The following is a 19,133-nucleotide window of genomic DNA, read 5'->3' as shown; positions in this document are numbered from 1 at the left end:
GAAGGGATGCGGACTCCGGTGGGCGGGCGCTTCTGGCCCGCGACCCGCCTCCTGGCCGCCAGAGTGGCGAGATGCATGGCGGCGCTCCTTTGTTCGTTCCTTTTATGTTCACGCTAGATCAGGCGGGCGGGAATGTCCACACCGCTGTCCGCTTGACCTCCATGTCCTCGAGCTCGCGCGTGGTGGGCACCTGGTATTCCGCCAGGCGGACCAGGCCCTCCCTCGGGAAATAGGTGCGTCCAGGGTCGCCGATCAGGACCCGGGCTCCCCTCCGGGCCGCCGCCTCGAGCCAGGCCAAGACCCGCGCCGCCAACGGCTTCTCGTAGCAGATGTCACCCGCCAGGATGAGGTCCGCCTCGGGAGGCGGATGGTCGAGAAGGTCCTGGTCAGTGAAGTCGGCGACCACGCCGTTGACCCCGGCGTTGAGGCCAAGGGCTGCGCCGCAGAAGCTGTCGATATCCGCAGCCAGGACCTGTCGGGCGCCGGCCCGCGCCGCCGCAATGGCCACGATCCCCGATCCCGAGGCGAAGTCGACCACGCGCCCGCCCGCCACGACCCCGGGATGATCGAGGATGTATCGCGCCAGGGCCTGGCCGCCCGCCCAGGCGAAGGCCCAGAAGGGCGGGGGAAGCCCGATCTCCTGGAGGGCTTCCTCGGTCAGTCTCCAGATCGGCGTGATCTCGTCCGCCAGGTACAGCTTCAACTCAGGCGTATGGGGCGGAGACTGCAGGCGAGTGTGCTGGAGGATGAAGGCCCGTCGGCTTTCGGGGTCCGCGCCGATCATCAGGCGGGCGCTGCATCAGGCGTCGAGACGTCCGGTCGTGAGGTCGCGAGGGACAGGACCACCCGATATCCCCCGGGCTCATACAACATGGCCTCCCGCACCCCTTTCTCCGCGAGGAGGCGGTGAGCCCACGGCAGGTTGTAGCACGGCAGGTGCATGAACATGTGATGTTCGCAGTGGTAGTTCACCCAGTAGGGGGCCAGCAGGGCGCGCTCGATCCATCCGGCCCGGGTGGTCCGGGCCTGCCGCAGGGGGTCGGGTTCCCCCCGGGCGATGCAGGCGTGCTCGGCGATGTTGCGCAGCCGGGTGATCATCGGGAACCAGGTGGCCTGGGGCAGGACCCAGAAGACCGGCCAGGCCCACCAGACCCCGAAAGCCCCGCCTATGAGGGTGATGATCAGGCCACCGAGCAGCCACCGGCGCTTGCGCCGGACCTCTTCGACCAGGATCGGCAGGACCGGCTGGCCCGGCGCGCGGTCCTTCAGTCTCCGGACGAGGTCGCCGAACCTCTGCTTGAGGAAGGTCCGGCCGGTGAGGTCGCGAAGCATCTTCCGGCGCAGCGAGGTCCGGGTGATCGGGAAGGGCGCCGACAACCCGATGTCCGGATCTTCCTCCTGCTGGGCGTACTTGTGATGTCCGAGATGATAGGCCCGGTAGCGGGCCAGCCCCCCGCCGGTCAGCCACTCCCCTGCAAGGTCGTTGATCTTCGGGTTCGGGTGCAGGGCGCCATGGGCAGCGTCATGCATCAGGATCGACAGCCCGAGCTGTCGTGCGCCGATGATCATGACGGCCAGGGGCAGGGTCAGGGGCCAGATGACCGCCATGGCCGCCGCCGCCAGAATGACGGCCCACGCATGGGCGACCAGGGCGAGCCCCTTCCAGCGCGACCGGCGGGCGAGCGGCGCCCACTCCGAGGGGCTGAAACAAACCTTGGGATCAACGCGGGCTGCAGCGGGCATGGCTGACCTTGAGGGTTCAGCCGGTGACCGGCTTCAGCACGATCTCGACCCGACGGTTTTTCGCGCGGCCGTCGGCGGTGGAATTGTCGGCGATGGGCGATGTCGCCCCCTTGCCCGCCACGAAGAGGCGCTCGCGCATGACGCCGCCGGCCGTGACCAGATACTCGGCGACCGACCCGGCGCGCCGCTCGGAGAGACCCTGATTGTAGTCGGCGGACCCCGTGGAGTCTGCGTGCCCGATCACGTCCACGGTCGTCTGGGGATACTTGTTGAGGGTGCCGGCCACATCGTTCAGCACGACGTAGAACTGCGGCTTGATCTCGGAGCGGTTGGTGTCGAAGGTCACGTCGCCTGGCATCTGGAGGACGATATTGTCGCCCTGCCGCTCGACATTCACGCCGGTGCCGGCGAGCTCCCGGCGCAATTCCGCCTGCTGCCGGTCCATGTAATTGCCAACGGCGGCGCCGGCGAGGGCTCCGACGCCAGCTCCGATCAGGGCGTTCTTCCGCCCCTGCTCGCTCTTGTTGGTGTTCGTCAGGTAGCCCAGGGCGGCGCCGGCGAGCGCGCCCGTCAGGGCCCCGGTGCGGGTGTTGCTGCGCACCGTCTCACCGGTCGTCGCATCGATTGTCGTACAGCCGGTCAGGGCGAGGGCGCCTGCAAAGCACGCGGCCAGAGCGAGGAACTTTCGCATGATGGGGTCTCCTTTTGCCGGCGGACCGGCGGTTCCCGGGATTGGAACCGGGGATCAGGCTTTCATTCGGCTGTGACGGAAATCAGGCGCCCGTTCGCACCCGCAGGGTCTCGAGCCCCCGGAAGAAGGGGAGCTTGCGCCAGGAGGGCTCCGCAGCCGGATCAGCCAGGGCGAGGTCCGGGTAGCGGGCGAACAGGCGCGGCAGGGCGACCTGGGCCTCCAGGCGGGCAAGAGGCGCGCCGATGCAGATGTGCGCGCCGCCGCCGAAGGACATGTGCGGAACCTTCTTCCGGGTGATGTCGAAGGCATCCGGGTTCTCGAAGGCGTCAGGATCTCGGTTGGCCCCCCTCAGGAGGAGGTTGACGCTTCGGGTCTTCGCGATGGGGCAGCCGCTGATCTCGAGGTCGCGGGAGGCGACCCTGGAGGTGGCGTCGACGGGGGGGTCGAAGCGCAGCACCTCTTCCACCAGGGCGGCGGCGAGGCCGGGATCGGCCATCAGCTTGGCCTTCTCCGTGGGGTTCAGCATGAGAAGCCGCGCGCCGTTGCCGATCAGGTCGGTGGTGGTCAGGTTGCCGCCCACGAGGAGGGCCGTGAGGTTGATGCGCAGTTCGGTATCGCTGATCGGCGTTCCTTCGCCCTGGAGGCGGACCATGTCCGAGATCAGGTCGTCGCGCGGGTGGGCGCGCCGGTCGGCGAGGGCCTCGGTGAAGTAGGCGGTGAGGGCGAGGCTCGACCGCTCCATGTGGGCGGTCTGGTCGGGGTTGCGGAAGGGGTTCAGGCCCTGGATCATTCCCTCGGACCAGTCCCGGAAGTCCTCCAGCCGATCATGCGGCACGCCCAGGATGGAGGCGATCACGTCGATCGGGATGGGAACGCAGAACAGGTCCATCAGGTCGACTTTAGCCTGGTCGCCGATACGGTCGAGGGCCTCGTCGACGATCCGCTCGACCTCGGGGCGGAACTTGGCCACCCGGGCGTAGAGGGCCCGGGACAGGGGCCCGCGGATACGGGCGTGGTCCGGGTCATCCAGGGTCAGGATGCTGGAGGTCTCGCTGCGCGGCAGGTTCGGGTCCGGCGGATCGAAGCGCTGGAGGCGACGGCTCTCCGGATCGGCGCGCAGGGGATCGCGCCAGAGCGTCAGGTCGGTGGCCACGCCCCGGACGTCGGAATAGCGGGATACGAAGGTGGCTCCGCTGAAGGCGTCATGGTGGACGGGGCAGGCGCTGCGCAGCTTGGCCAGGACCGCCGCCGGGTCGCGGCGGTAGTCCTCGTCCAGAGGCGTCAGCTGCAGGATCGTCGGAAGGGCGTCGTCGGCCATGTCTGCCTCCCTGGCTTTGGCGACAGACTATCGGGTCCCGCCGGCTGGTCTACAAGCCCCCGCCGCCCCAAAGACCCTGGCCGAACTGACCGGCGACCAGGGCCGCGAAAAGGATCAGGCCGGCAAGGGCGTTGGAGCGGAAGAGGCCGAGGGCGCCGGCCGGGTCGTCCAGGTCCAGCCGGGCGGCCTGCCGGGACAGATGCACGCCGTAGCCGGCGGCCAGGGGCAGGAACAGGGGTCCCAGGCGCGCGGCGAAGGCGCAGGCCAGGGCGAGGGCGAAGGCCAGAACGTAGAAGCCCAGGACGGCCCGGGGCGCCCGTCGCCCGAGCCTGCGCGCCGAGGACCGAATGCCGGCCAGGGCGTCGTCCTCCATGTCCTGCACGGCGTAGATGGTGTCGTAGCCGAGGGTCCAGAACAGGCCGGCCGCATAGAGCAGGTAGGCCGGGAGTTCGAGACTTCCAGTCGCCGCGGCGAAGCCCAGCAGGGCGCCCCAGTTGAAGGTCAGGCCCAGCCAGGCCTGCGGCCACCAGGTGATCCGCTTCATGAAGGGATAGGCCGCCACGAGCAGAAGGGAGGCGATCCCCAGGGCGATCGCCAGGCGGGGCAGGGTGAAGAGGATCAGGGCCGCCGCCAGGCTGCAGGCGACGACGAAGGCCCAGGCCTGCCGCACGGAGATCCGCCCCGAGGCGACGGGCCGGCCAGCCGTGCGGGCGACCCGGGCGTCCAGGTCACGGTCGACAATGTCGTTGTAGGCGCACCCCGCCGCCCGCATCAGGGCGGCGCCGGCGAAGATCTTGGCCAGCAGAAGGAGGTCCGGCCACGTCCCCGCCATCGAGGCGGCCAGGGCGGCGCCCTGCCAACCGGGCAGCATGAGCAGCCAGATTCCCGTCGGGCGGTCAAAGCGTCCCAGCTTCAGCCAGGGCTGCAGGCTGTGAGGTGCGAAGCGGTCCACCCAGTTGTCGGGGCGGGCGTCGGGAAGGATGTCGGTCGGGCGCACCTCGGGCATGGCCGGGTTCTACCAGACTGTGGCGAGGCTGCATCAGTCGAATAGGACCCGGAGGCGGGCGGTTGACCCGGGGCTTACGCAAGGGCACACCCACCCTGTTCCCAGCCGCAGGAAAGGAGGGGCCGAATGACAGAATCCGTCGCCAACCCCCTCCGCAAACCGGAGCGTCAGGGGCGCTGAGCCCCCGCTCCCGGTTCCCCGGCGATCCCCGCCGGACTTCTTCCCTGATACCGCCGCGCCTTTACCGGGCTCGCGCCGACCCTGCTGCAGACATGACCGAACACTATGAAGACGAGGACGAGGCGCCTCGTGAGCGCACCCTCTCCAACCTCCAGGTGATGGGCTTCATCGCCAGCTTCTGGATGCGCCGCCCCTGGCGGCTGACCTGGGTCATCGCATTTGGGTTCATCGCCATCGGGCTGGACATGGCCATGCCCTGGGCGGCCGGACACCTGGTCGACACCTTGACCCGCGGCGCAGAAGCTGCGCCCGACGCCTGGCGTTGGTGGGGGGTCTTCGTCGGCGTCAGCGTGGCGCGCGCCTTTGTCGGGAACATCCGTGACAAGCCCTGGTGCCGGCTGGCCGCCTTCAACATGAAGGAGATGACGGATGAGGGGTTCGCCCGCGTCCAGGCCTATTCGGCTGACTGGCACGCCGACTCCTTCGCGGGGGCGACGGTCCGCAAGCTGAGCCGGGCGATGTGGGCCTATGACCAGGTCTCCGACGCCATCTTCATGTGGATTGGCCCCGCCCTCCTGGTCCTGCTGGGCCTGACGGTGATGATGCTGCTGAGATGGCCCGCCGTCGGTCTCTTCGCGCTGTTCGCCGTTGTCCTCTTCATCGCCTCCAACATGTACCTGATCGCCCGCTTCGCGCGGCCGCTGAACCAGAGGTCCGTGGCGCTGGACACCCGGGTCGGGGGCGCGCTGGCCGACTCGGTCACAGGCAACGCCGCCGTCCGCAGTTTCGGAGCCGAGGCGAGGGAGGAGGCCCGGATCGCGGGGGTCACCGCCCTCTGGCGGGACGCGGCCATGCGGACCTGGTACCGGTTCACCGACCTGTGGCTGGTGCAGAGCCTGATCCTGGCCTTCCTCCAGGCCGGCCTGACCGGTCTCCTGATCCATCTCTGGATGCAGGGGCGCGCCACTCCCGGGGACGTGGTATTCGGCGTCACCGCCTTCATGGTGATGAGCGGCTATCTGCGGAACCTGGGCGAGAACATCCGCATGCTTCAGAAGGGCCTCGACGACGCCGAGGACCTGGCGCGGTACATGCGGACGGAGCCTCAGGTCCCTGATCGCCCCGGCGCCCGGCCCTTCGCCCCGGGTCCCGGCGAGATCGTCCTTGACCGCGCCGCCTTCGGCTACGCCAAGGCCGGCCGCCGCCTCTTCAGCGACTTTTCCCTGATCATCCGCCCGGGAGAGCGGGTCGCCCTCGTGGGCCCGACCGGCTCGGGCAAGTCGACCTTCGTCAAGCTGATCCAGCGCCTCTATGACCTGGACGAGGGCGCCATCCGAATCGACGGACAGGAGCTGTCGGAGGTGACGCAGTCGACCCTCCGGCGCGCCATCGCCGTGGTCCCGCAGGATCCGGCCCTGTTCCACCGCAGCATTGCCGAGAACATCGCCTATGGCCGGCCGGATGCGACCCTCGAAGAAATCCGGACGGCGGCCCGGCGGGCTCGCGCCCACGACTTCATCGCCCGCCTGCCCCTGGGGTATGACACCCTTGTGGGTGAGCGGGGGGTCAAGCTCTCCGGCGGCGAGCGCCAGCGCGTGGCCATCGCCCGCGCCTTCCTAGCGAACGCCCCCATGCTAGTGCTCGACGAGGCGACCTCCTCGCTGGACGTGGAGACCGAGCGCGAAGTCCAGGCCGCCATGGAGGAGCTGATGGCGGGGCGCACCACCGTGATCATCGCCCACCGGCTTTCGACCGTGCGCAGCGCCGACCGGATCCTGGTCTTCGAGGATGGCCGCATCCTCGAGGAGGGGACTCACGAGGAGCTGGTCCGGCGGGGAGGAGCCTATGCCCGGCTTCACGCCGTGACCCTTGGCGCGGCCTGAGGAGAGCTTGAGCCCGCCCGTCCAGGGGAGCAAGGTGACCCCAAAGCCCCGGAGGGCGCATGGCCAGTTATCTTGAGACGGTCCGGGAATGGTTCCGCGCCCGGCTGGATGGACCCGGCGGCCTGTCGACGCCGGAGGGCGCGACCCTGGGCTTGCGGGTTCTGGCCATATGGCGCTCCCGGATGATCGCCCAGGCCCTGAGGGCGCAGTCAGGGGGTGCGGTGCTTGGAGGCCCGTTCGCCGGCATGGCCTACCTGGAGTCTGCGACCGAGGGCGCCCTCGCCCCCCGCCTGATCGGGACCTATGAGGACGAGCTGCACCCCCACCTGATCGCCGCCCTGGCGGAGGAGCCCGAAGTCATCCTCGATATCGGCTGTGCGGAAGGCTATTACGCCGTCGGCCTGGCGCGGATCGCGCCGCGGGCCGAGGTCTTCGCGCACGACACGGCTGCAGCCGCCCTGCAGGCCTGCCGCACAATGGCGGAGATGAACGGCGTCTCGGAGAGGGTCCACACGGGCGGCCTCTTCCAGCCGGTAGACTTCCAGCGCTTCGCCGGCCGTCGTTGCCTGGTCATTGTCGACATCGAGGGCGCGGAGGATGACCTTCTGCGTCCCGACCTCGCTCCGGCCCTGGCGGGCATGCGGTTGATCGTCGAGACCCATGACGTCTACCGTCCGGGGGTGATGGACCGGGTCCGGGAGCGCTTCGAGGCGACCCATGAGATCACCGAGGTCCGGCCCGGGCCCAAGACCGCGCCCCTGCCGGAGCTGCTGCGCAACCGCAGCCACCTGGACCAGCTGCTCGCCGTCTGGGAGTTTCGCGCCGCGCCGACCCCCTGGCTGGTGATGAAGCCCAGGCGGTCAGCCTAGCCGGGCCACCTCACCCGCCAGGCGACTGGCCAGCTCGCCCCGCGGCGCGACCGATACGCTCTCCAGCCCCAGCCAGCGCGCCAGGCTCCGAAGGTTCCGGGCGAGGGCCTCCGGGGTCTGCCGGCCCGCGGCGGGCTCGGCGTGGGCGGCCTGGACCAGGAGCCTGCGGCCCTTCCTGTCGGCCTTCAGGTCCACCCGGGCGGTGATCGCCTCGCCCTCCAGGAAGGGCAGGACATAGTAGCCGTGTACCCTGCGGTGGGCGGGGGTGTAGATCTCCAGCCGGATGCGCACGTCGAACAGGCGCTCGGCCCGGTCGCGGAACCAGATGAGGTTGTCGAAGGGGCTGAGGAGGGCCTCGGCCCTGACCTTCCGGGGCGCCCCGGCGTCGGGCGACAGGTAGGCCTGCGCCCGCCAGCCCTCGACCCGAACGGGGGTCAGCTCCCCCAGCTCCACGAGTTCCGCCACCCGCAGGCGGGCGTCGGCGGCGCTCAGGCGGAAATAGTCCCTGAGGTCCGCTTCTGTCGCCACGCCCTGCGCCCGGGCGGCTATACGGACCAGCTCCCGCTGGGCCTGGACCCTGTCCGGTGTCGGCGCCGCCAGGAGCCCGGGCGGAAGCACCTGGTCCGGCAGGGCGTAGATGCGTTCGAAGGCGCCGCTGCGGGTGGAGGTGGTCAGCCTTCCCGTCCAGAACAGGCACTCGAGGGCCCGCTTGCCCTCGCTCCAGCCCCACCAGCCGCCGGCGCCCTTCGCCCCAAGGCCCAGTTCAGCGGCGGAGAGGGGCCCCCGGTCCCGGATCTCGCCAAGCACCCGGTCGATGAAGTCGCCGTGGCTCCGGAGGAAGGCCGCCACGCCGCGCCAGACCCCCACGCCCTCGGCGGCGTCCTGCATCCGCCACCGCAGAAGGGGTTGGGTCTCGAGGGGCGCCAGCGAGGCCTCGTGCATCCAGTATTCGAAGAGGCCCCGGCGTCCGACCCAGGCCAGGTCCTCCAGCGCCGTGCGCGGGTAGGGGCCAAGGCGGGAAAAGAGGGGCAGGTAGTGGGACCGGGCGAGGACATTGACCGAGTCCATCTGCAGGACGCCCAGCCGGCGCAGGGTCTGCAGGACCTCCCGGCGGCCCGGCGTCAGGGGCGGCGCGTGTCCGAACCACTGCGCGCGAAGGGCCAGGCGGCGGGCCTCGGGGGCGGAGAGTTCGGTCTTCACCGGGCCAGGCGGCCATCCGACAGGGCGCCGAGCTCGAAGCCGAACAGGACGGACGGATCCGGGGGCTCGACCTCCCGGGAGATCGCTTCCGGCGCCAGGGTGCGGACGAGGTGACGAAGTATGGCCAGCCGCGCCGGCTTCTTCTGGTCGGATCTCACGCAGGTCCAGGGCGCCGCCTCTGAGTGTGTCCGGCGGAGCATTTCGTCCCGGGCGGCGGAATAATCGTCAAACCGGGCCTGGGCGGCCTCGTCCAGTGGACTGGACTTCAGGGCCTTGAGAGGATTCGTCCGGCGTTCCTCGAGGCGCTTTTTCTGTTCCTTGCGGCTGACGTCCAGCCAGAGCTTCACCAGCCGGACCCCGCTGTCGACCAGCATGCCCTCAAAGGCCGGGACCTCGCGCAGAAAGTGCTCGTGTTCATCGCCGGTGCAGAAGCCCATGACCGGCTCCACCCCGCCGCGGTTGTACCAGGACCGGTTGAAGATCACGGTCTCGCCAGCGGCCGGGAGCCATTGCACATAGCGCTGGAAGAACCACTGGGTCCGCTCGCGGTCAGAGGGCTTGGGCGGGGCGATGACCCGGGTCGCCCGGGTCGACAGGTGCTCGGTGATCCGCTGGATCGAGCCGTCCTTCCCGGCTGCGTCCCGGCCCTCGAAGACGATCAGAACCTTGTCGCCCGCCGCAATGGCGTGCTGCTGATAGCGGACCAGCGCCAGCTGGAGCCGCTTGAGATCCTGATCGTAGGTGTCCCTCTGTCTGGGTTCTGAGGTCATGACGGGGAGCCTAGGCGGAAGGGTGGCTCCGGGTCTAGGAGGAAGCATGATCCGACTTCACGTCGCCGACGATCTCGCCGCGGGCCGGGAGTTCCCCCTTTCTGCGCCTCAGGGGCGTTACCTCACACAGGTCATGCGGCGGGGTCGGGGAGATGAAGTCCTGGTTTTCAATGGGCGGGACGGCGAGTGGCTCGCCCGAATCAGCGAAGCCGGCAAGCGGGAGGCCCTTCTCGCCATCGTCCGCCAGATCCGGGCCCAACCCCCGCCCTCGGGACCGACTCTCGTGATGGCGCTCGTCAAGCGGACGCCTCTCGAGACAACTGTCGCCAAGGCCGTGGAGCTTGGTGTCCGTGAGATCTTCCTCGTGACCACCGAACGGACCAATGCCGACCACGTCCGGGTCGACCGCCTTGCGGCCATCGCAGGGGAGGCCGCGGAGCAGACCGGCCGGCTCGACATACCTGAGATCCGGGGGCCTGACCCGCTGCAGAGGGTCCTCCAGGCCCGTCCCGAGGGCGAGACCCTGATCTTCTGTGACGAAGCGGGCGACGCGCCGCCCTTGCTGGCGGCGCTCGGCGGCCTCTCGCCAGGACCCGTCGCCATCCTCATTGGACCGGAGGGCGGATTTTCGCCCGCCGAGCGTTCAGCTCTCAGGGGAAGCCCGGGATCCGTTCCTGTGTCTCTCGGCCCGAGAATCCTGAGGGCGGACACCGCCGCGCTTTCCGCCCTGACCCTGGTTCAGGCGGCGATCGGGGACTGGCGGTTTTGATTTCCTTCCGCTGATCGAGAATTCCTGATTTGCGCTCAGGCGACTTAACGGCGTAAAGATCGCCCCCCGCCTGAGGGCGGCGCCGGGAAGGGAACCTACGGGAAGACGGGCATGGCCGACTCCAAGGTCGACGATCGACCGCTGGAATTCTCAGATGTCGTCGAATGGTTGCAGGCGGGGGAGACCCCTCCTGCGGACTGGAAGGTCGGCGCTGAACACGAGAAATTCGTCTTTCGGGTCGCAGATCACGCCCCGGTTCCCTACGAGGGGCCGGCGGGAATCCTGGCCCTGATGGAAGGGCTGAAGGCCTATGGCTGGACCGGGGTTTTCGAAGGCGAAACCCTGATCGGCCTGCAGCGCGGCCAGGCGAATGTGAGCCTGGAGCCGGGCGGGCAGTTTGAGCTTTCCGGCGCTCCGCTGGCCGACATGCACCAGATCGCAGCCGAGACCGCCGGCCACCTTGAGGAGGTCCGCGCTGTGGGCGCCCGTCTCGGACTGGGTTTTCTTGGCCTGGGCTTCACTCCGGAGTGGACCCGCGCGGAGGTCCCCGTAATGCCCAAGGGACGCTACCGCATCATGCGGGCCTACATGCCCAAGGTGGGCGGCAAGGGCCTGGACATGATGTTCCGCACCTGCACCGTGCAGGCCAACCTCGACTTCGCCGACGAAGACGACATGCGGTTGAAGTTCAGAACCAGCCTTGCCCTCCAGCCTGTGGTCACCGCCCTCTTCGCCAATTCGCCCTTCGTGGAGGGGCGTCCGTCCGGCTTCCTGACGGCGCGGGCCAATGTCTGGACGGATACGGACCCGGACCGGACGGGGATGCTGGGTTTCGTCTTTGCGGAAGGCTTCGGCTACGAAACCTACGCCAACTACCTTCTGGACGTCCCGATGTACTTCCTGAAACGGGACGGGGCTTACGTGGACGTTTCCGGGCGATCCTTCCGGCAGTTCCTGACCTCCGGCTTCGATGACCGGCCAGGCGACCGGCCCAGCCTCAAGGACTTCGCGGATCACGCCACGACAGCCTTCCCGGAGGTGCGCCTCAAGCAGTACCTCGAGATGCGCGGAGCCGATGTCGGTCTCCAGCCCATGCTGGACGCGCTCCCGACACTTTGGACAGGCCTTCTTTACGACCGGCCGGCTCTGGAGGCGGCTTGGGATCTCTGCCGCGACTGGCCCCTGGAGTCCCACGAACAGCTTCGGGCCGATGTCACCCGCCAGGGCCTGAGGGCCGCCATCGGTTCCCGCTCGGTCCAGGATGTGGCCCGGGATCTCGTGGACATCGCCGCGGAAGGCCTCAAGCGGCGGGCGCGGCTGGACGCCTCCGGAAGCGACGAGGGCCGCTACCTCGAACCCCTCCGGGAGATCGCGGACAGCGGCGTCACCTGCGCCGACCGACTGCTGGAGCGATTCGGCGGGCCCTGGGGCGGGCGCATCGATCCCGTCTGGAGGGAAGCGGCCTTCTGAGCCGTTCCGCCCGTTGGCTTGCCTGATCCGGCGGCGCATGGTCTGCTGATCGCCGAAGGTCTGTCCGGGTGCTCCGCACCCGCCTATGTCCCGGGGGGGGGCCTGGCATGAACATCGTCATTCTTCTGGGTGTCGTCGTGACACTGGCCACCGGCTTGCCCGTCTTGCGCCAGCTGCTGCGGGAACACCCCCGAGGTCTTCTCGTCCTGTTCTTCGCCGAGATGTGGGAGCGGTTCTCCTACTATGGCATGCGCGGAATCCTGATCTTCTACCTGACCCAGCACCTGCTGTTCGACAGCGACGAGGCCAGCGCCCTCTACGCCTCCTACACCGCCCTCGTGTACCTGTTGCCCCTGCTGGGCGGATTCATCGCCGACCGATGGCTGGGATCGCGCAAGGCGGTCGCCTTCGGCGCACTCCTGCTCGTGGCCGGACACATCGCCATGGGCTTCGAGGGCCGCCCCTCGCAGCAGGACCTGATCTATGGCGGAAACGTCTATCCCATTGTCGCCGAAGGGCGCATGGACGACCGTCAAGCCTATGTGCTCGTCGATGGAACCCGATACGAATTCGGTCCGCGGGAGGGCGGCGGAATCGAGATTCCCGGCGTGCCGATCGCCTCCGGTCTGCCAAGCTCGATCCCCGAGGGCGACTATGAAGTCCGGACGCTGATGAATAACGGCTCTGCGAGCATGTTCTACTTCGCGGTGTCCCTGATCATTCTGGGCGTCGGCTTCCTGAAGCCCAATATCTCGGCAGTGGTCGGGGAGCTGTATCCCCATGGGGATCCGAGGCGGGACTCCGGCTTCACGCTCTACTACTACGGGATCAATCTCGGAGCCTTCTGGGCCGCCATTCTCTGCGGGCTCCTGGGTCAACATGTCGGTTGGTGGGCAGGCTTCGGTCTCGCCGGAGTCGGGATGTTCCTGGGCTGGGTTGTCTTTGTTCTGGGCAAGCCCCTCCTGGAGGGAAAGGGAGAGCCGCCGAATCCGCGCATGCTGAGAGAACCATTTGCAGGCTTCATCAGTCGCGAATGGATGACCTACATCATGTCCATCCTGGCGATCGGCGTCGTCTTCCTCACGGTCCAGAACAGCCGCCTTGTCGGAGCGGCTCTTGCGGCTGCAATCGTCCTGTCCCTCGGCGCCCTCGGCTGGATCCTCCTGCGGGTCTGTCAGACCCGAGTGGAGCGCGAGCGCATGGGCCTTGCGGTGATCCTGATCGTCGGCTCGGTGATCTTCTTCACCCTTTTCGAACAGGCGGGGTCATCCCTGAACCTGTTTGCGTCGACCAATGTGGACCTGTCCCTGACCCATGAGGCGGGCCGCTTCCTGGGGGTTCCCTACGGGACGCCAGAGCAGCTCGCCGCAATCGGCGTCGAACCCGCCGGGTGGTGGGCCTGGATCGACACCTCCATGGGCGCCGCCCAGACCCAGTCCTTCAACGCGGGCTTCATCCTGATCCTCGCACCGGTTCTCGCCGCCGTCTGGACCTGGCTGGGAAAGCGCGGCCGGGATCCGGATCCCACCATGAAGTTCGGCCTGGGCCTGATGCAGGTCGGGCTTGGCTTCCTGGTGGTCGTCTGGGGCGCCAGCCTTCACGACAGCGCCTTCCGGGTGCCTCTCATCCTGCTGGGCCTGCTCTATCTGCTGCACACAACGGGTGAGCTCTTCCTGTCCCCCGTGGGGCTTTCGGAGATTACAAAGCTCTCCTTGCCGGGCGTGGTCTCCTTCGTGATGGCCGTCTGGTTCCTGGCCTCGTCGATCGCCCAGTATGTCGGGGGCGTCATTGCAGGCTTCCTCGTCACGGAGTCCGTCGGCGGGGAGGTGCTCAATCCCGAGCTGGCGCTCAACACAGCAATCAGCGGCTTCCAAGCCCTGGGATGGACAGGCGTCGGCGCGGGGGTGCTCTTCGTCCTGATCAGCTTCGCGGTCCGGGGCTGGGCGCACGCCGACAAGCCTGTCCGCGGGCGCAGCGGGGTTGACCCCTCCTCGCCCGCCGCCTGACGCCGGCGCGGGAAGGCGGCTGTGGCTCAGCCGCCCGCGCCGCCCACGGTCAGGCCGGTGATCTTCAGCGAGGGCTGGCCCACTCCGACCGGGACGGACTGGCCGGACTTTCCGCAGACCCCGACGCCGGGGTCGAAATCGAAGTCATCGCCGATCATGGTGACCCGGGTGAGGGCGGTGGGCCCGTCGCCGATCAGGGTGGCCCCCTTCACGGGTCGGGTGATCCGGCCATCCTCGATCAGGTAGGCTTCCGTGCACTGGAAGACGAACTTGCCATTGGTGATGTCCACCTGCCCGCCGCCGAAATTGGCGCAATACAGACCGCGCCGGGTCGCGGCGATCATCTCGTCGCGCGGCGTAGAGCCGCCCTCCATCGCCGTGTTGGTCATGCGCGGCATCGGGATGTGGGCGTAGGACTGCCGGCGGCCGTTCCCCGTGGCGGCCAGACCCATCAGGCGCGCACTCATGCGGTCGTGCATGTACCCGACCAGGATTCCATCCTCGATGAGCACCGTACGCCCTGTCGGCGTGCCTTCGTCATCGACCGTCAGGGAGCCCCGTCGCCCGGGCAGTGAGCCATCGTCGTACACCGTGACGCCCCGGGCTGCGACCTGCTCGCCGATCCGGCCCGCGAAGGCGGAGGATCCCTTGCGGTTGAAGTCTCCCTCCAGGCCGTGGCCGACGGCTTCATGCAGAAGAACGCCGTTCCAGCCGGCGCCCAGAACCACGTCCATCTCGCCCGCCGGGCAGGGCGAAGCCTCGAGGTTCACAAGGGCCTGCCGGAGGGCTTCCTCCGCCTGAAGCCGCCACCGGTCCGGCGCGATCCAGGCGTCGAATGCGGCCCGCCCGCCCGCCCCGGCGTACCCGGTCTCCCGACGTCCGTCCCGCTCCACCGTGATCTGGATGTTGAGACGCGAGAGGGGGCGCACGTCCCGAATGAGTCTCCCGTCGGCGCGAAGAATCTCCACCGTCCTCTGTTCGCCGGCCAGCGAGGCCATGACCTGCACCACTCGCGAATCCCGATCCCGACACCAGGAGTCGATTTCCTGGAGCAGGGCGACCTTGGCCTCGAAGCTCGGGGCCTCGGTCGGATCGACATCCTCGTAGAGCCGGGCGTTCGTCGACCGGGGGCCTTCATCGGCCACGCCGGAGTATCCCCTGCGAGCCAGCGAAGCGGAGGCCGCCGCGCGCTTGAGCGCCGCCTCGGATACCTCGCTGGAGTGGGCGTACCCGGCGGATTCGCCCGCCACGACACGAAGACCGAAGCCGTCCGAGGTATCGAACGCTGCGGATTTCAGGCGTCCGTCGTCGTACAGAAAGGACTCGCTTCGGGAGCGCTCGAGGAAAATCTCCCCGTCATCGGCGTCTCCGATCGCCTCGGCGAGGGTTCGACGCGCCTGTTCCGGGACCAGGCCATGGGCCTCCAGGAGAGAAGCGGACTCAGGGGAAGTGGGCATACGGGACTCCGTCTGACAGGCGTGTATCCCAGATAGGGCCTGCAGGCCCTTACGTCACCCTTCCGGGGGGCTTCGAAAGGCGATCGGAGCCGCTTGGCAAGTTCACCGCGAGCGCGTATGGACGCCCCCAAGGAACCGCTTTCGGCTGTTTGGCTGCGGTGTCCGCTTAGACGTCGGCGGGGCCGCCATCCCGGGTCGGGTCCGTCCGCGAGCAACGACCGAGGGGACATGAAGTCTAGGGTTCAAGGCATTCGGGCAGGGCTGGCGGCCAGCTTCGCCGCCGTCGTGACCATGGTCTGGGCGCTTCCCGCCCTGGCCTCCGGAAATCTGGTCGGCCAGCCGACGCCTGGCGCCATCGGGCTTCAGCCCGGCGTCACGCCGCTCAAGCATGATGCGGCCTTCTTCCACGACGTGATCCTGCTGCCGATCATCACGGCGATCACGCTTTTCGTGCTCGCCCTGCTGGTCTGGGTGATGGTTCGCTACAACAAGAAGGCCAACCCGACCCCCGCCAAGTGGAGCCACAACACCACCATCGAGGTGATCTGGACCGTCGTGCCGGTCCTGATCCTGATGTTCATCGCGATCTTCTCGTTCAGGCTGCTTTACGCCTATCACGACATGCCCAAGCCCTACATGACCGTGAAGGCGACAGGGTATCAATGGTACTGGGGCTACGAGTACCCCGACAACGGGATCAGCGAATTCATCTCGAACATTCTCCCGGAGGACAAGGCCAGGGCCCAGAATGTCCCCTACCTCCTGGCGACCACCGAGCCCCTCGTGGTTCCGGTCGGCAAGCCGGTCAGAATCCAGGTGACCGGGGCGGACGTCATTCACGCCTTCGCGGTTCCCGCCTTCGGGATCATCAGCGACGCCATCCCGGGCCGTCTCAACGAAACCTGGATCAAGGTCGAGAAGCCCGGCGTCTATTACGGCAACTGCCGCGAGCTTTGCGGTGTTGACCACGCCTACATGCCGATCGAGGTGCGCGCCGTGCCCCAGGCCGAATTCGACGCCTGGGTGATGTCCAAGGGGGGGTACAAGGTCGGCGGCGCTCCCGAGGCCGCCCCCGCTCCGGTGACCGCCACCGCGCCTGCTCCCGCCCCTGTGGCGGCTTCCGCTGCTTCCGCTGCGCCCGCGCCCGTCCCGGCGCTGGCGTCGAACTGAGGTCAGGATTGTTTCAATGGCCCATGCATCCACCGCTGATCACGACCACGATCACAAGCCCCCGTTCCTGGTTCGCTGGCTCTTCTCAACGAACCACAAGGATATCGGCACCCTCTACATCATCTTCGCCATCATGGCGGGCATCATCGGCGGCGCCCTTTCCGGGCTGATCCGACTGGAGCTGGCAGAGCCTGGGCTCCAGGTGTTCGTCCAGGGCAGCTGGCTTGACCAGCTGGGCGTGGTGGAGGCCACCAAGCACGGCTACAACGTCGTCGTGACTGGTCACGCGCTGATCATGATCTTCTTCATGGTCATGCCGGCCATGATCGGCGGGTTCGGCAACTGGTTCGTGCCCCTCATGATCGGCGCCCCCGACATGGCCTTCCCGAGGATGAACAATATCTCGTTCTGGCTCCTGGTGGCGGCCTGGGTCCTGCTCTGCATGTCCATGTTCGTGGACGGGGGACCGGGCAAGGGCTTCGGCGGCGGCTGGACCATCTACCCGCCGCTGTCCACCACGGGACATGTGGGCCCGTCCATGGATCTGGCCATCCTGTCCCTGCACCTCGCAGGCGCCAGCTCGATCCTGGGCGCAATCAACTTCATCACCACCATCTTCAACATGCGCGCGCCGGGGATGACCCTGCACAACATGCCGCTGTTCGTCTGGTCGGTGCTGGTCACCGCCTTCCTTCTGCTTCTCTCCCTTCCCGTGCTGGCCGGCGCCATCACCATGCTGCTGACGGACCGGAATTTTAACACCGACTTCTTCGATCCCGCCGGCGGCGGTGATCCGGTGATGTTCCAGCACCTGTTCTGGTTCTTCGGGCATCCGGAGGTGTACATCCTGATCCTGCCGGGCTTCGGCATCATCAGCCACATCGTCGCGACCTTCTCCCGGAAGCCGGTCTTCGGATATCTCGCCATGGCCTACGCCATGGTCGCCATCGGCTTCGTGGGCTTCATCGTCTGGGCGCACCACATGTACACTGTGGGCATGCCGGTCGACCTGAGGGCCTACTTCGTGGCCGCGACCATGGTGATCGCCGTGCCCACCGGCGTGAAGGTGTTCTCCTGGATCGCCACGATGTGGGGCGGATCCCTGGACTTCAAGACGCCCATGCTCTGGGCCATCGGCTTCATCTTCCTGTTCACGGTGGGCGGGGTGACCGGGGTGGTTCTGGCCAATGCCGGGATCGACTACACCCTCCACGACACCTACTACGTCGTGGCGCACTTCCACTACGTGCTGAGCCTGGGCGCCGTCTTCGCCATCTTCGCCGGCTTCTACTACTGGTTCGAGAAGATGTGGGGCGTGAAGTACAACGAGTTCCTCGGCGTGGTGCATTTCTGGATCACCTTCGTCGGCGTGAACCTGATCTTCTTCCCGCAGCACTTCCTGGGCCTGCAGGGCATGCCCCGGCGGTATGTGGACTATCCTGAGGCCCTGACCTTCTGGAACCAGGTCTCCACCCAAGGTTACCTGATCACCGTGGTCGGCGTGGGCGTCTTCCTCCTGGTCCTGGTCGAGGCGGCGATCCGTCGCCGGAAGGCCGAAGCCAATCCCTGGGGCGAAGGTGCGACGACCCTTGAGTGGACCCTCTCCTCTCCGCCGCCCTTCCACCAGTTCAACGAGCTGCCGGTCTACAAGCCGGACTCTCACCGCTAATTGCGCCTGCCCGGTTTAATGGGCAGGTCGTCGTAACCAAATTGGGGGGCGCGGACCGAGAGACTTCGGTGCGCGCCCCTCTACGCGTCAGGTAACCAGGTCATATGACCACACCCGCAGCCACCCCCGCCGCCATGCCTGCCCGCTGGCAGGACTTCGTGCAGCTTCTCAAGCCCCGGGTCATGTCGCTTGTGGTCTTCACCGCAGCCACAGGCCTGGTGTGCGCCGGAGCGCCGATCCATCCCGTGATGGGGGCCATCGCGATCCTTTGCATCGCCGTGGGCGCCGGCGCCTCGGCGGCGCTCAACATGTGGTACGACGCTGACATCGACGCGCGCATGCGCAGGACGCGCGGCCGCCCTGTCCCGGCAGGCAGGGTTCAGCCTTCGGACGCCCTGGCGCTCGGGGTGGTCCTGTCCCTGTTCTCCGTGATGCTGCTGGGCCTCGCCCTCAACTGGCTTGCCGCCGCGCTCCTGGCCTTCACCATCTTCTTCTACGCCGTGGTCTACACGATGTGGCTGAAGCGTTGGACAGCCCAGAACATCGTGATCGGGGGCCTCGCCGGCGCCCTCCCGCCTGTGATCGGATGGGCCGCCGCAACCGGGCAGGCGCCCCTGGACGCCTGGTTGCTGTGCGCCATCATCTTCATGTGGACCCCGCCCCACTTCTGGGCCCTTTCGCTGTATACGAGCGAGGATTACGCCGCGGCTGGGGTTCCGATGCTTCCCGTGACGGCGGGAGCGGCCTCCACCCGCAAGCATATCTGGGTTTACAGCCTGCTGCTGATCCCGGTCTGCCTGGCGCCTGCGGCGACAGGACTCGGAGGCGCGACCTATCTTGCCGTGGCGGCAGGCGGCGGCGCCGTCTTTCTCCTTCTGGCCTGGCGGGTGCGCTCCGGACGTGCGGGCGATGCAGCCGATCCGCGGGTCTAG

Annotated in this window: 15 protein-coding genes and 1 pseudogene; 8 read left to right on the top strand and 8 right to left on the bottom strand. The window is 67.9% G+C overall.

Translation table 11 applies throughout. From position 1 onward, the window contains the following. Positions 1-118 precede the first annotated feature (118 nt). The 5 genes from INE98_RS03905 to ubiA all read right to left on the bottom strand — a co-directional run bounded on the left by INE98_RS03905 (position 119) and on the right by ubiA (position 4,758). A complete protein-coding gene (locus tag INE98_RS03905) occupies positions 119-784 on the bottom strand; it encodes a methyltransferase (RefSeq protein ID WP_293536739.1) in 666 nt (221 codons plus the stop codon). Next, entirely contained in the window at positions 784-1,743 is a 960-nt protein-coding gene (locus INE98_RS03900) for a fatty acid desaturase family protein (protein WP_293536737.1), read from the bottom strand. The genes INE98_RS03905 and INE98_RS03900 overlap by 1 nt, the downstream gene beginning before the upstream one ends. A gap of 16 nt (positions 1,744-1,759) precedes the next feature. Then, positions 1,760-2,434, bottom strand: a complete 675-nt coding sequence (locus INE98_RS03895; protein ID WP_293536736.1) for an OmpA family protein — start codon at positions 2,432-2,434, stop codon at positions 1,760-1,762. 82 nt (positions 2,435-2,516) lie between these two features. After that, complete coding sequence (locus tag INE98_RS03890) at positions 2,517-3,752, bottom strand: cytochrome P450 (RefSeq protein WP_293536734.1); 1,236 nt, start codon at positions 3,750-3,752, stop codon at positions 2,517-2,519. 49 nt (positions 3,753-3,801) lie between these two features. Next, positions 3,802-4,758 (bottom strand): 4-hydroxybenzoate octaprenyltransferase, encoded by a 957-nt coding sequence (ubiA, locus tag INE98_RS03885; RefSeq protein ID WP_293536732.1) that lies wholly within the window; start codon positions 4,756-4,758, stop codon positions 3,802-3,804. Between the two features lie 272 nt (positions 4,759-5,030). Between ubiA and INE98_RS03880 the strand changes: the two genes are divergently transcribed. Together INE98_RS03880 and INE98_RS03875 are read left to right on the top strand one after the other, a co-directional pair. Continuing rightward, entirely contained in the window at positions 5,031-6,821 is a 1,791-nt protein-coding gene (locus INE98_RS03880; RefSeq protein ID WP_293536731.1) for an ABC transporter ATP-binding protein, read from the top strand. Between the two features lie 59 nt (positions 6,822-6,880). Then, entirely contained in the window at positions 6,881-7,690 is an 810-nt protein-coding gene (locus INE98_RS03875) for a class I SAM-dependent methyltransferase (protein ID WP_293536729.1), read from the top strand. Here INE98_RS03875 and INE98_RS03870 read toward each other — a convergent pair. Continuing rightward, a complete protein-coding gene (locus INE98_RS03870) occupies positions 7,682-8,890 on the bottom strand; it encodes a crosslink repair DNA glycosylase YcaQ family protein (RefSeq protein ID WP_293536727.1) in 1,209 nt (402 codons plus the stop codon). The two genes, INE98_RS03875 and INE98_RS03870, sit on opposite strands and share 9 nt — an antisense overlap. Continuing rightward, positions 8,887-9,660, bottom strand: coding sequence for a polyphosphate kinase 2 (gene ppk2 / locus INE98_RS03865; RefSeq protein ID WP_293536725.1), 774 nt, complete (start codon positions 9,658-9,660; stop codon positions 8,887-8,889). The genes INE98_RS03870 and ppk2 overlap by 4 nt, the downstream gene beginning before the upstream one ends. A gap of 46 nt (positions 9,661-9,706) precedes the next feature. Between ppk2 and INE98_RS03860 the strand changes: the two genes are divergently transcribed. From INE98_RS03860 to INE98_RS03850, 3 genes are all read left to right on the top strand, one after another. Continuing rightward, positions 9,707-10,429 carry a 16S rRNA (uracil(1498)-N(3))-methyltransferase gene (locus INE98_RS03860; RefSeq protein WP_293536723.1) on the top strand — a complete coding sequence of 241 codons (723 nt, stop codon included), beginning with the start codon at positions 9,707-9,709 and terminating at the stop codon, positions 10,427-10,429. A 111-nt stretch (positions 10,430-10,540) separates the two neighbouring features. Then, entirely contained in the window at positions 10,541-11,899 is a 1,359-nt protein-coding gene (locus INE98_RS03855; RefSeq protein ID WP_293536721.1) for a glutamate--cysteine ligase, read from the top strand. Between the two features lie 107 nt (positions 11,900-12,006). Further along, a complete protein-coding gene (locus INE98_RS03850; protein ID WP_293536720.1) occupies positions 12,007-13,905 on the top strand; it encodes a peptide MFS transporter in 1,899 nt (632 codons plus the stop codon). A gap of 26 nt (positions 13,906-13,931) precedes the next feature. On the opposite strand, the gene tldD is transcribed toward INE98_RS03850, so the two are convergent. Next, positions 13,932-15,362 carry a metalloprotease TldD gene (gene tldD / locus INE98_RS03845; protein ID WP_293536718.1) on the bottom strand — a complete coding sequence of 477 codons (1,431 nt, stop codon included), beginning with the start codon at positions 15,360-15,362 and terminating at the stop codon, positions 13,932-13,934. A gap of 228 nt (positions 15,363-15,590) precedes the next feature. Here tldD and coxB point away from each other — a divergent pair, with 228 nt between their 5' ends. From coxB to cyoE, 3 genes and pseudogenes are all read left to right on the top strand, one after another. Next, positions 15,591-16,532 carry a cytochrome c oxidase subunit II gene (gene coxB / locus INE98_RS03840; RefSeq protein ID WP_293536717.1) on the top strand — a complete coding sequence of 314 codons (942 nt, stop codon included), beginning with the start codon at positions 15,591-15,593 and terminating at the stop codon, positions 16,530-16,532. Between the two features lie 16 nt (positions 16,533-16,548). Then, the gene (ctaD, locus tag INE98_RS03835) at positions 16,549-18,201 is read left to right on the top strand and encodes a cytochrome c oxidase subunit I (RefSeq protein WP_293536715.1); all 1,653 of its coding nucleotides are present in this window, start codon (positions 16,549-16,551) and stop codon (positions 18,199-18,201) included. Between the two features lie 104 nt (positions 18,202-18,305). Beyond that, positions 18,306-19,130 (top strand): annotated as a pseudogene (gene cyoE / locus INE98_RS03830) (heme o synthase); the annotation flags it as partial. Positions 19,131-19,133 lie beyond the last annotated feature (3 nt).

This window comes from Phenylobacterium sp. (genome assembly GCF_020253645.1).
In the GTDB taxonomy this organism is placed as follows: domain Bacteria; phylum Pseudomonadota; class Alphaproteobacteria; order Caulobacterales; family Caulobacteraceae; genus Phenylobacterium.
This window is presented reverse-complemented; position numbering and strand designations above follow the sequence as displayed.